General features: G+C 51.3%; 7 protein-coding genes and 2 pseudogenes. 5 read left to right on the forward strand and 4 right to left on the reverse strand.

The window, feature by feature from the left end:
- Nucleotides 1-22: 22 nt before the first annotated feature.
- The 5 genes from TR2A62_RS08045 to TR2A62_RS08065 are packed head-to-tail and all read left to right on the forward strand — an operon-like array spanning nt 23 to nt 4119.
- The gene (locus tag TR2A62_RS08045; protein WP_009157755.1) at nt 23-1084 is read left to right on the forward strand and encodes an ABC transporter ATP-binding protein; all 1062 of its coding nucleotides are present in this window, start codon (nt 23-25) and stop codon (nt 1082-1084) included.
- Between the two features lie 9 nt (nt 1085-1093).
- Nucleotides 1094-2170, forward strand: coding sequence for an ABC transporter ATP-binding protein (locus tag TR2A62_RS08050; protein WP_009160130.1), 1077 nt, complete (start codon nt 1094-1096; stop codon nt 2168-2170).
- Complete coding sequence (locus tag TR2A62_RS08055; RefSeq protein WP_009159416.1) at nt 2167-3030, forward strand: carbohydrate ABC transporter permease; 864 nt, start codon at nt 2167-2169, stop codon at nt 3028-3030. The genes TR2A62_RS08050 and TR2A62_RS08055 overlap by 4 nt, the downstream gene beginning before the upstream one ends.
- An 11-nt stretch (nt 3031-3041) precedes the next feature.
- Nucleotides 3042-3839 carry a carbohydrate ABC transporter permease gene (locus TR2A62_RS08060; RefSeq protein ID WP_009158978.1) on the forward strand — a complete coding sequence of 266 codons (798 nt, stop codon included), beginning with the start codon at nt 3042-3044 and terminating at the stop codon, nt 3837-3839.
- Between the two features lies 1 nt (nt 3840).
- Nucleotides 3841-4119 (forward strand): DUF2160 domain-containing protein, encoded by a 279-nt coding sequence (locus tag TR2A62_RS08065; RefSeq protein ID WP_009158155.1) that lies wholly within the window; start codon nt 3841-3843, stop codon nt 4117-4119.
- Between the two features lie 350 nt (nt 4120-4469).
- Here the strand turns inward: TR2A62_RS08065 and TR2A62_RS08070 are convergent, their stop codons facing one another.
- The 4 genes and pseudogenes from TR2A62_RS08070 to TR2A62_RS08085 all read right to left on the reverse strand — a co-directional run bounded on the left by TR2A62_RS08070 (nt 4470) and on the right by TR2A62_RS08085 (nt 12567).
- Nucleotides 4470-5507 carry a Hint domain-containing protein gene (locus TR2A62_RS08070; protein ID WP_050761116.1) on the reverse strand — a complete coding sequence of 346 codons (1038 nt, stop codon included), beginning with the start codon at nt 5505-5507 and terminating at the stop codon, nt 4470-4472.
- Between the two features lie 1609 nt (nt 5508-7116).
- Nucleotides 7117-7698: pseudogene (locus tag TR2A62_RS19520) on the reverse strand (Hint domain-containing protein); the annotation flags it as partial.
- A 2016-nt stretch (nt 7699-9714) separates the two neighbouring features.
- Nucleotides 9715-10296: pseudogene (locus TR2A62_RS19525) on the reverse strand (Hint domain-containing protein); the annotation flags it as partial.
- 1602 nt (nt 10297-11898) lie between these two features.
- On the reverse strand, nt 11899-12567 hold the full coding sequence (locus TR2A62_RS08085; protein WP_040820471.1) for a hypothetical protein: 669 nt from the start codon (nt 12565-12567) through the stop codon (nt 11899-11901).
- Nucleotides 12568-12954: the final 387 nt, after the last annotated feature.

The raw sequence follows: 12954 nt of genomic DNA on the forward strand, positions 1-12954 counted from the left end.
GTCAGCTACGAGAAGGTAAAGAATGGCACTCGTTCTAAAAGATATAACTAAGGTGGTACGGGGTGAGACCCAAATCAAACCGACCAGTCTAACGCTGGAAACTGGTCACTTTAATGTCCTGCTGGGCGAGACTGGAGCAGGTAAGACTTCATTGATTAAGATGATGGCTGGCCTTGATCCCATCGCTAGTGGCACTGTCGAAATGGACGGCGTCGATGTGACAGGGCTTAGCACGCAGAAGCGGCGGATCAGCCTCGTGCATCAGTTCTTCGTCAATTATCCGCATATGACGGTTTATGAGAATATCGCATCGCCCTTGCGCGTGGCCGGCATGGCAAAATCCGAGATCGAAGATCGCGTGCAACAGGCCGCAGTCATCTTGCAGATTGCGCCCATGCTAAAGCGTCGCCCGCACGAATTGTCCGGCGGGCAGCAACAGCGCTGCGCCCTTGCGCGGGCCATCGCGAAAGAAAGCCAAGCTGTGTTCTTGGATGAGCCGCTGGCGAACCTTGACTACAAATTGCGCGAAGAGCTGCGCGAAATGCTTCCAGAACTGTTTTCTGGTCGCAATGCCGTAGTTGTCTACGCGACCTCCGAACCGGAAGAGGCGCTGCTTTTGGGTGGGAATACAGCCCTTATGATGGACGGCTCTGTCGCGCAATTCGGGCCCACAGCGAAAATCTACCGAGCGCCTGCGACGCTGACCGCGGCGCAGGTCTTCTCGAATCCACCCATCAACCACGCGCCAATCCGCAAGACTGGGACGCAGCTGACGATGGGTACGATAACTTGGAATGCCACTGACCACGCGGCAAACCTGCAAGACGGTGACTATACCGTCGCTATTCGCCCAAACCACATTCTACCGACCGCAAGTGAGCCATCAAAGGTCGCGCTGTCTGGCAAGATTAGCGTGACTGAACTTAGCGGCTCTGAAAGCTCTGCTCACTTTGATCTTGATGGTCGCAGTTGGGTGTCGCTGTCGCACGGAACACACCCCTATCGCATTGGGGAAAAACACACATTTTACATGGATGCTGACGCGTGCCTTTTCTTTGCGCCCGACGGCAGCCGGGTCGCGTAAGGCGGGGATATGGCTAAAATCACACTCGAAAAACTGCGGCACAGTTATATGCCAAACCCAAAGGGGCCTGACGATTATGCGCTTAAGCAGATCGACGTCGATTGGGAAGACGGTGGGGCTTATGCTCTGCTCGGACCTTCCGGTTGCGGGAAATCTACGCTGTTGAATATCATCTCGGGCTTGTTGGTCCCGTCTGAAGGTCACGTGAAGTTTGATGGCAAAGACGTAACGTCTTTGACCCCAGATCAACGCAACATCGCGCAGGTGTTCCAGTTTCCAGTGATCTACGACACGATGACGGTTCGCCAGAACCTGTCATTTCCGCTGAAGAACCGGGGCGTGGATGAACGCACCATCATCACCCGCGTTCGCGAGATTGCAGAGATGCTTGAAGTCACAGATATGCTTGACCGCCGCGCGGCTGGATTGACGCCAGACAACAAGCAAAAGATTTCAATGGGGCGCGGCCTTGTGCGTGACGATGTGAATGTCGTGATGTTTGACGAACCACTGACGGTGATCGACCCGCATCTAAAATGGAAGCTGCGCTCTAAGCTCAAAGAACTGCACCAGCGCGTTAAAGCCACGATGATTTATGTGACTCACGACCAGACAGAGGCGCTGACCTTTGCGGATCAAGTCATGGTAATGCAGGAAGGCGAAGTTGTTCAGGTTGGCACACCAGTCGAGCTTTTCGAACGCCCTGCTCATACCTTTGTCGGCCACTTTATCGGCTCACCAGGCATGAACGTTTTGCCTGCCGAACTGCGCGATGGCGGCGCCTTTTTCCAAGGCCAAAACGTGGCCCTTGAAGGTACGGTCGACAAAGACGTCACTGGTAAAATCGAAATCGGCGTGCGCCCTGAATTCGTCGCCCTTGGCAACACGGGTATCCCTGCGAAAGTGCGCAAAGTTGCGGACGTCGGCAGGCACCTTGTTGTAGAAGCGATGGTTGGCGATCAAAAGGTTGCGGTCATCATGAACGGACCTTCGCCCGCGCAGGGCGACACAGTGCATTTACAATTCAATCCAGCCCACACACGCGTCTATTCAGACTGTTGGATCGCGACAGGAGCAGGTCAATGAAGACCGAAAACCAAAAGGGCTGGTACTTTGTCCTGCCCGTCTTGATCCTTGTCGCGTTCAACGCGTTGATCCCAATGATGACGGTGGTGAACTATTCCGTCCAAGAAACCTTTGGGAACAACCTGTTCTTCTGGGAAGGGCTGACGTGGTTCGAACAGATCCTTAGATCTGAACGTTTCCATGCAGCGCTTGGGCGTCAGTTCCTGTTCACCTTCCTGATCCTAATCATCGAGGTTCCCTTGGGCATCGCCATCGCGCTTTCTATGCCGCGCCAAGGTCCTTGGGTGCCTGTCTGCTTGGTCCTTATGGCGCTGCCCATGTTGATCCCTTGGAACGTTGTCGGTGCCATGTGGAACATCTTTGCTTTGCCCGACATCGGCTTGCTTGGCTATTTTGTGAACCACACGTTAGGCATCAACTATGACATGACCCAGAACCCGCTTGCGGCTTGGATCACGATCATCACGATGGACGTCTGGCACTGGACCTCGCTTGTTGTGCTGCTGTCTTACGCTGGCCTTGTTGCGATCCCAGACGCCTACTATCAAGCCGCGAAGATCGACGGAGCCAGCAATTGGAGCGTCTTCCGCTTTATCCAGCTCCCCAAGATGAAAAACGTCCTGACCATCGCGATCCTTTTGCGCTTCATGGACAGCTTTAACATTTATACTGAACCCTTCGTTCTTACGGGTGGCGGTCCCGGTAATTCCACCACGCTTCTTTCCATCGACCTCGTCAAAATCGCCCTTGGTCAGTTTGACCTTGGCCCCGCTGCCGCAATGTCGTTGATCTATTTCGCAATTACGCTCTTTGTGTCTTGGCTGTTCTATACGCTGATGACCAAAGACGATCTGAACTAAAGGAGGGCTCGATGAAACGTCGATCCATCGTCCCAATCGTCTATATCGTCTTCCTGATGCTGCCGATCTATTGGCTCGTCGCGATGAGCTTTAAGACAACAAACGAAATCCTCGCAGGTTTTTCCTTATTCCCACAAACCTTCACTTTGGAGGCGTATCGGACGATCTTCACCGATCCAACGTGGTACTGGGGTTACATTAACTCGATCATCTATGTGTCTCTGAACACGGTGATCTCAGTCGCTGTTGCTTTGCCCGCAGCTTATGCATTTAGCCGCTATCGGTTCTTGGGTGACAAGCAGTTGTTCTTTTGGCTCCTCACCAACCGCATGGCCCCGGCTGCTGTTTTCGCGCTACCGTTCTTCCAGCTTTATTCCGCTGTTGGCATCTTTGATACGCATCTTGCAGTCGCTTTAGCGCATTGCCTGTTCAACATCCCGCTGGCTGTTTGGATCCTTGAGGGGTTCATGGGCGGCGTTCCAAAAGAACTCGACGAAACAGCCTATGTTGACGGTTATTCCTTCCCGCGCTTTTTCGTGTCGATCTTCATTCCAACGATCAAAGCAGGCGTCGGGGTCGCAGCCTTCTTCTGTTTCATGTTCTCATGGGTCGAATTGTTGCTGGCCAAGACGCTGACGGCGGTCGAGGCAAAGCCCATTGCAGCCACTATGACCAAAACAGCATCTTCGGCTGGCTATGAGCTTGGCCTATTGGCAGCCGCTGGCACCTTGACGATCATCCCCGGAGCAATCGTCATCTACTTCGTTCGCAATTACATTGCGAAGGGCTTCGCGATGGGGAGAGTTTGATATGTTTACTTGGATGGCATGGACATGGCCAACGGCCCTCGTCTTTATCGGTCTGTTTTCCGCAATGGGTATCCTAACGGCACTGGAACTGAAGTACCCCGGCGGTAATGAGCGCAAAGGCATCTTTGGGCTGACGACAACACGCGGTGATCGTTTGTTCCTGACCTGCCTCGGCACATCTTTCATCTTCCTTGGCTGGCTTGGGCTTGTCGGCATGCCGCTTTGGGCACCGCTGTGCATCGCAATTTTCTGGAGCATTCTTTGCTTTTGGAAAGTATAATCGAGCGACGATAAATTAGGGGCGCGGCAGGCTTCTGCGGAGCCATTCCGAGTTATAGGACCCGGGCGGTGATTTTCCTCACCGCCCGGTACTTGTTTAGGCCCTTGCTTGTCGTGATATTGAGCTTCGTTTTTGGACCTGCCCCAGTAAACTAAGATCTTATTTTTGCGCGTACCGTATGGAATGCATATAAAGGCGGAGTTTTATCTCCAGCGCCCCTAAACATTTCAATAAAATGGTTCTTCTTTAATTTCTGACGCTGCGACGGGAATGCTGTATCCAAACTTGAAAATTGTCTCATTAACAACATCATGAAACCACGAAGGGTTCACCAGACGCCTGACAGAGCGCTAAACGCTGCCAGCCATATAGGACCCAAGGAGCTTGCCCTCTTTATGCTTGAGGCTCATGCGGGCGGCGGGGCCGTAGTCGTTGAGGGTGCCGTCAACAAGCTGTGGGAAGAGCGTGAGGATTTCATCCCGTGTGGCTTGATCCAAGGCTTTCCAGCCCTGTTGGCCCGGGTGGAAGCTCTCAGAAGGGCAGCCTTCAGCGTAGATAATCTCGTGGGTATCAAACAGCATGTGGAAATACTCCACCTCACCCCCTTCGTCACGCAGGATGGTCTGGTCATTCAGCAGAGACTTGGCTGTCGCCAGTACTTCAACTTCACCAAAGAGCAGTTCTGCCTGCCAGCCTTGCAGGAGCATCCGGTGCTGTGGGCTGACGCGTAGATCACGGTCATTTCCGAGAGCACCCCTGCGGATCAGGATGGGGGCAAGATCGCCTGTAGCTGCTCGTTTGGACGACCCGATCCAGCGTATGGGCTGATACCCGTGGTCCATCGTCAGTACCATGTCGCCAGCAGCAAGCTCTTCAATCGGGCGCTCGCCTTGATCGGTCTTGATCAGGGTGCCGCGGGTGAAGCAGACAAACGACTGGAAGTCGTCTTGTGTCATCGCCCCGTGATAGCCGTCTGTCACAGAGGTCACGTCGATAGATTGGATCTGAGGCCACGATCCGCTGTTTAGATTCGTACCAGCCCAGTCAGAGTTGACCAGGAACATGTTTCCTGCGTCATCCTGATACATCAGAGCATTTGTATATGACTGAGTGGAGCCATCGGTATAAGTAACGGTCAGGTTAATACTTACGATCGAGTCGACCAAAGCGGTCTGCGTTCCACTGCCTAAATCGTAGCTAATTTCTTCATCCGGTAAATATTGTGGAGATAGGTTGTCTGTATTAATCGCGCCATCGCCATTGACGTCTTCATAGGTAACCAAGACTTCGTCTTGCCAAAGTGGGTCCGAGGACGATCCAAAGGTCCCCAAAAAGGGTGCTGTGTTGACTGTGTCAGGGAAAAACTCCTCACTGGTGTCAGCATCCATAAAATTACCAAGAAAGATAGCTTCACTGATGGATAACCCAGCTTCAGGTGATTCCGGAGGAGTGCCAACTATGTCAAATGTGCCTTGCTCCGCGAGGTCCGCATAAGCAACTTGGCCAATAGGGCTGTACTCACTGTAGGTATACTCAACCCCATCGATTAACGGCTGGGTGAAAGTTATGTAGGTGTCGAAGCCTGTTAATGCGCTCCCGTCGATGTCCCTGATGTTAGTACCGTTAGAGCCGGCAATGATATATGCCTTAAAAGAGGAGCCGTCATCGCCAGTGACAGTGTAGCTTGCAAAGCTGGCGATATCATTTCCCGAAATGGAGGTATCGCCGTTTACGCTTTGTAATATCTCGCTTGAATCATAAGTTTGTCCGTCGTTTGTAGACTGGTCATCAAGCACTGCATCGTCATCATCAACGGCAATTGTTGTAATCGGGTTAGTGGAGTCGTGAACAAAGACAATGCCGTCTTTTGAGAAGGCGCTTGTTTGGGGGAAGCCCACATCGCTCTGTGAGAATGTATGAAACGTATAGGTTTCAACCGGTGCTGGTGGCACTAATTCTGGCACACTATCAACATCGGTTCTACTGCCAATACCGACATTTGAACCCGAGATAAATGCATCGGCCAAGGCCGTTGGGTTATCCGGGTGAGATGCAAGCCACATCGTGCCGTGAAAACTTGCATTGTTAGACCCATCCTCATCATTAAGGATCAACGCGTTCCAACCAGTTCCCGAAAGCCCATCAATTGCCCATTGCCCATTGAAGGTCAGACCGTCTCCGATAAGGTAGCTGTACGCAGGGTCACTTACCGCCGTAATGCTGGGAGTGATCCCTGTTTCGACGTCATGGCCGCTCCCATCAGTCAACAAATCACCAATGCCTTGACTGTCATCAGGATCATCTACAGTGATCGTGACAGCATTACCGGACAAGGTAATGGGCCCGGTTGTAATGCTGGTGGCTTGATAAATTGTGAATGTATAGATTGCCATTTGTTATCCCACCATTTTTCGCTCTTGGCCCGAAAGCAAGCCTGCGTTCTGAAAGACAGCGAATATACCCTAAACTAATACAGCGGCCCGCAGCTTTGAGGCACGACTCTTTCGAACATGTTAAGCATCCAAAAGTATACAATTAGGCCTGTTACGTGCCCTAAACTGTTACTTTTCAGGCGACTGTTTTCATTGAGAAAGCAGTCGCTTGAAACATTAGACCGGACTGGTCACGAGGAAGTGCGGATCCATCACCTGGAGCGTTTAAGCCCTTCGTTAACACAGACGGCATCAGCGACTTGAACAGACATCTCTTCTGGTCTCCCAATAGATCGGTCCCACGTAACTTGCTCTCTCGTGTAAAGTTGGCAAGTCACTGGACCCTGCGCTGTAGAGACGACGACCGGTGCGGTTTCATAGTTCACAGCACTGAGGCATCCAGAAACTCCGAAAGCCAGCGGTATGACGAGATATTTAATTTTTGACATGTCTAGGACACTCCTTTTTTGTTTGCATTTTTGACAGCAGCCGTTCGAGAACTTTCCCAGTTAAGGTTCGTTCGGGCCAAAACTCTGACAAGCCGTGACCTGACTTAGATCAAGCGCTAAACGCTCCCAGCCATATAGGACCCAAGGAGCTTGCCCTCTTTGTGCTTGAGGCTCATGCGGGCGGCGGGGCCGTAGTCGTTGAAGTTGCCGTCAGCAAGCTGTGGGAAGAGCGTGAGGATTTCATCCCGTGTGGCTTGATCCAAGGCTTTCCAGCCCTGTTGGCCCGGGTGGAAGCTCTCAGAAGGGCAGCCTTCAGCGTAGATAATCTCGTGGGTATCAAACAGCATGTGGAAATACTCCACCTCACCCCCTTCGTCACGCAGGATTGTCTGGTCATTCAGCAGAGACTTGGCTGTTGCCAGCACTTCAAGTTCGCCAAAGAGCATCTCTGCCTGCCAGCCTTGCAGGAGCATACGGTGCTGTGGGCTGACGCGTAGATCACGGTCATTCCCGAGAGCACCCTTGCGGATCAAAATGGGGGCAAGATCGCCTGTGGCCGCTCGTTTGGACGACCCGATCCAGCGTGTAGGCTGATACCCGTGGTCCATCGTCAGTACCATGTCGCCAGCAGCAAGCTCTTCAATCGGGCGCTCGCCTTGATCGGTCTTGATCAGGGTGCCACGGGTGAAGCAGACAAACGACTGGAAGTCGTCTTGTGTCATCGCCCCGTGATAGCCGTCTGTCACAGAGGTCACGTCGATAGATTGGATCTGAGGCCACGATCCGCTGTTTAGATTCGTACCAGCCCAGTCAGAGTTGACCAGGAACATGTTTCCTGCGTCATCCTGATACATCAGAGCATTTGTATATGACTGAGTAGAGCCATCGGTATAAGTAACGGTCAGGTTAATACTTACGATCGAGTCGACCAAAGCGGTCTGCGTTCCACTGCCTAAATCGTAGCTAATTTCTTCATCCGGTAAATATTGTGGAGATGCGTTGTCTGTATTAATCACACCATCGCCATTGACGTCTTCATAGGTAACCAAGACTTCGTCTTGCCAAAGTGGGTCCGAGGACGATCCAAAGGTCCCCAAAAAGGGTGCTGTGTTGACTGTGTCAGGGAAAAACTCCTCACTGATGTCAGCATCCATAAAATTACCAAGAAAGATAGCTTCACCGATGGAGACCCCAGCTTCAGGTGATTCCGGAGGAGTTCCAGCTGGGTCCAGCGAGTCCATGTTGACGGTTGTTTCAGAGAACAATTCCACCAACAGGCCGTTGCCTCCGCCAGGGTGCACGATTTCCAGCGTCGAGATGGGGATGTTAAACGTAAGGGTTTCTATATTTGTAGCTTCACTTTCATTAAACCCAACACCTCCTTCTGTAGTGACAAAGGCATTGTTTGTTGGGGTAAATGTAACATCCCCACTGGCTATCAAAGTGTTTAGATCGACCTCAACGCCATTTACCTTGAACGTGATCACTTCTTCTGTGTTGCCCAAAGCAAATTTGACGACAACACCATCCACGGGAACGGGGCTACCATCTGTCGTGAAACTCAGGTCCAGGGTTTCGGGATTTTCAGTACCGTTTCCGAGCCAAACGTTAGAGGCATCAATACCATGGGCCCCGGCACTGGCCCCACCCGCACCGGTGATTGTATAATCAACCGTGGCTCCGGTATTCGTGTCTGTAAAGCTGCCTGACTGGCCAGTTTCGTCGGTAGCTGTTGTCGTGAGTTCAATCGTAGAGTCAGGTACCGGTGGTGCGTCGAAGTCGGAATACGCGTAGCCTTGGGTGTCTCCAAAATTGTATGGCTCTTCGATACCGTTGTCCGTCGCAATAAAAGTTAAGCTATCCCCATCCGAAACAGAGAATGGATATGCGAGATAGGATGGGCTTGAACTGGATCCACCAATGCCGAAGATCTGTGCAAAGCCTGTTTCGCCTGTTGTGTCATTTGTAACTTCAACTTGAGCGATGGCATGAACCTTGGTGCCAGCTGTATAAGTGGCCCCATTCACGGTGACTGTATCAGTTAAGACTGCAAAATCACCAGTTTCTGGGTTGTTCTGGTTATTGCCGACAATATCTTCTGCGTATTCGTCGTCATCTGTAATCGTGACGGGTGTTGCAACGTCCGTAAAAGTTACTGTTCCAGCACGACCAACTGCTTGTCCGGCTAATGTGGAGTTTGCTGAAACTCCGGGAATTTGATCTAAGGGGTATAAGTTTATTGTATAATCGGACATGGCCTTGACCCGCTTCTGCTCCAGGATTGTCAGTCTTGATCTGTATTAATTAATAAGACGGCACCCCAGCGTTAACCAAATACTCCTCCGCATAGATTAAGTACCCAAATGGATGCGATTAGGTCTGTTACGCGCCCTAAAGTATTACTTTTCAAGCGACTGTTTTCATTGGGGAAACAATGCGTGGGTGAACCAAAGGTTGTTACAGGCGCATTTTCCAGGCTCTTGAAGATTTCTTCGGGAAGCATAGGGTTAAATGTGCCTTCGTCCTCCTCCGCAACAACCAATCTCCAATAGAAAACGCTCCGCCAGACGACTGACAGATCGCTCCATTTTAAATGGAGCGCCATTTATGGCCAACCTGCGACCTTCATAGTGTGTGAAGAAGTTGAGCCGTTGCGAAGATTGATGCCCTTACATCAGGAAGCAAGTCTGCCGCTTGCTACAAGAGGCCGAGGGCTAACAGCTCCCAGCCATATACGCGCCAAGCAGCTTGCCCTCTTTATGCTTGAGGCTCATGCGGGCGGCGGGGCCGTAGTCGTTGAGGGTGCCGTCAGCAAGCTGTGGGAAGAGCGTGAGGATTTCATCCCGTGTGGCTTGATCCAAGGCTGTCCAGCCCTGTTGGCCCGGGTGGAAGCTCTCAGAAGCGCAGCCTTCAGCGTAGATAATCTCGTGGGTATCAAACAGCATGTGGAAATACTCCACATCCCCCCCTTCGTCACGCAGGATAGAGTGGTCATTTACCAGAGACTTGGCTGTGGCCAGCACTTCAAGTTCACCAAAGAGCATCTCTGCCTGCCAGCCTTGCAGGAGCATACGGTGCTGTGGGCTGACACGTAGGTCACGGTCATTCCCGAGAGCACCCTTGCGGATCAGGATGGGGGCAAGATCGCCTGTAGCTGCTCGTTTGGACGACCCGATCCAGCGTATGGGCTGATACCCGTGGTCCATCGTCAGTACCATGTCGCCAGCAGCAAGCTCTTCAATCGGGCGCTCGCCTTGATTGGTCTTGATCAGGGTGCCACGGGTGAAGCAGACTGGCGGACTTGCATAGTTGCCCACGAGGAAATTCGTGTTTCCGTCCTCCAGAAAGTCATCAAAATCCCCGTCAGAGTTGAAATCGAACTGTTCCTTGGTGGAAAATGTACCAGAGCCAGAAGTTCCAATTCCACTATTGGGCGCTACAAAAAGTTGGTCGAAGCTCGGACCGCCGTTCTGCGGTTGCATGATATTTGCGGACGTAAAGTTCACATAACCGTCGCCCAAACCACTGAGACTGGTTTGAACATTTGCGGTTTGACCAGGGTTTTGAGGCGCATAGTTATATTTTACCGTGCCAGCCAAGTAGTCTGCGTAGCTATCATAGACGGTCACATCAGCCAGACCCGTATTGCTCGTCGGACTGATCTCGCCATTGGCATCGACCTGGTTGACCTTCAGGACAACGATGTCGTCATCTTGGAAAACACTCTGCGCATTAACAGTGATTTGGCCTTGGCCTTGATAGCCAGCAGAAGAATTGGCGTTTACGACTGGACTTTTTGCAACGTCGGCTCCGCTTACAATTATTTCGGTCGTAGAGTGGCTGCCGTCTGGTACTGGTGGGGTGCTAACCAGGGGCGGTTGCGAGCTGCCTTGGTCCGGCGCTCCGTCAAATTCGGAATAGGCGTAGCCTTGGGTATCGCCGAACTTGTCTGGCGATACCCTATTGTTATTGTCCGTCGCAATAAAAGTTAAACTATCCCCATCCGAGACAGGGAATGGGTAGGCTAAATATATTGCACCGAGGGCGGAGCCTCCAAAGCCAACAAGCTGTGCAAACCCTGCGTCACCTGATGTGTCGTTTATAACTTCAACTTGGCCGATGGCATTGATTTGAGTCCCTGCGGAGTAAGTAGTCCCATCCAATGTAACCGCATCGGTCAAGACCGCATTCGCCCCAGTCTCTGCGAAATTCTGACCTCCAAAATCTTCGAAAACACTATCGTCATCAGTAATTGTGACGGAAACTCCGTCGTCTGAAAAAGTTGCTGTCCCGCCAGTATCATACGCGCCCATTAAGCCACTGCTTGCAACGCCGGGCATTTGAGATAATGGATATAACCTTATCGTATAATCGGACATTTTTGCCTCCTAATGAGCTTGTGCGCGCTTTCTCCTCTTGGTCAGAGAATAAAACAGCACTCCCGCCCTAAGCCAAGACTCCTTCGAATAGGTTAAGTATCTAAATGGATGCAATTGGGCCTGTTACGCGCCCTAAACTATCACTTTCCAAGCGACTGTTTTCATTGGGGAAACAATGCGTGATGCGACAGGGCGCAAATCACGAATGAGGCCGCTGCTTTGTGTTCATCTTCAGCCCAACATAATTTACGGACACGTCCTATTCTTTAGCTAAGTCGAAGGATGTTTCACCTTCATCATTAACAGCGTTCCCATCAGTACTAGCGGCTAGGAGTATAATCATGACTTCGGGATTTTCGTTATACTGAGCAGCCGTGTGAGGCGGTGTGCCTCTATTTTTATCTCGAGCATTCACGCTTGATTCAGAGTTCAGGTAGTCAGCGACAGTTTCCGAAGCCGCAACTTCCTAAAATTGTTCCCTCACTTTCCTGTCTTATGCACACAGCCATCAGCCATTGATCATTCTTTCTGCTGACTCATGAAAGCCTCAATAAATGTCGGAACATCCGCATCTTTAGGCACCTTAACCAATAAGTGTGCTGGCCTGTCATCTCGGTCTCTTGCTGATATTGCTGCCGTGCCAGCCACCTCGGGAGAATAGCTAGTCCCCGCTGCTGTGGAGTAACTTTGCATTACCTTCCCAAGATAACCATGTGCGCTATCAGATACTGATGCATTCGGATCTGTGATATCAACCTCTTCAACAAAGGTTAGCCCCCCAGATGGAACGCCGGTGGCAGAGTCAGTATTTGTGTTGTTGTACAAGTTTTTCGTTAGCTTATCGTAGAAAGTCGCACTAGCACTGGATTTGGAGTAAATCTGCTCTGAGATTGCGCTATTAGTCGCTCCAACAATAAAGAGCCGCGTGATTGTATCGGAAGACCACGGAATCTCTGGTGTCCCTGGAACCGCGGGTGTAGCTGGCCTACTGCTTCGGCCCACTGCATCAAAGAATATACCACCCCTCCAGATGTGGTCTCTAACAATATCAACATCGACGTAGGTGTTACTCCAAGTAGACTTCCCATCGTATTGGGAGAACAGTATGTGCTCTGCTGAAGCGATTGCCCCAAACGATAGGCAGAAGACTATAGAAAGGGCTGTAAGCGGTTTTTTTGAATAGCTCATAATAGTTCTGCTCCTGATCTGAAGGCGTGGCAGATACCCCAGCCTGTGCGGTAAATGTTGACGCAGTGCGTCGTTAAGCTTGACGTGCGACCTTCATAGGTCACGAAGCAATTGCGTCGTTGCGAACGATTGATGCCCTTACTACCAGCAGCAATACTGCCTCTTGTTTCAAGAGGCCGAGGGTTAACAGTTGCCAGCTATTTCTGAAGCACGGAGCTCTCCAGCTTCTAGTACTCAACGCGCCAATGACATCGGCGTCAGCATGGTATGGGCATATTGATAAAAGAGGCCCCAGCGTTAACCAACGACTCCTACGCATATGTTAAGTGTCCAAAAGTATATAATTGGGCCTGTTACGCGCCCTAAACTGTTACTTTCCCAGAGACT

Origin of the sequence: Thalassobium sp. R2A62, assembly GCF_000161835.1 — a bacterium.
Lineage (GTDB): Bacteria > Pseudomonadota > Alphaproteobacteria > Rhodobacterales > Rhodobacteraceae > Thalassobium.

What these genes read in the sequence shown, in the direction of transcription:
- TR2A62_RS08045 (WP_009157755.1), top strand. Translation starts at nt 23, where the DNA reads ATGGCACTCGTTCTAAAAGATATAACTAAGGTGGTACGGGGTGAGACC.
- TR2A62_RS08050 (WP_009160130.1), top strand. Translation starts at nt 1,094, where the DNA reads ATGGCTAAAATCACACTCGAAAAACTGCGGCACAGTTATATGCCAAAC.
- TR2A62_RS08055 (WP_009159416.1), top strand. Translation starts at nt 2,167, where the DNA reads ATGAAGACCGAAAACCAAAAGGGCTGGTACTTTGTCCTGCCCGTCTTG.
- TR2A62_RS08060 (WP_009158978.1), top strand. Translation starts at nt 3,042, where the DNA reads ATGAAACGTCGATCCATCGTCCCAATCGTCTATATCGTCTTCCTGATG.
- TR2A62_RS08065 (WP_009158155.1), top strand. Translation starts at nt 3,841, where the DNA reads ATGTTTACTTGGATGGCATGGACATGGCCAACGGCCCTCGTCTTTATC.
- TR2A62_RS08070 (WP_050761116.1), bottom strand. Translation starts at nt 5,507, where the DNA reads ATGGATGCTGACACCAGTGAGGAGTTTTTCCCTGACACAGTCAACACA.
- TR2A62_RS08085 (WP_040820471.1), bottom strand. Translation starts at nt 12,567, where the DNA reads ATGAGCTATTCAAAAAAACCGCTTACAGCCCTTTCTATAGTCTTCTGC.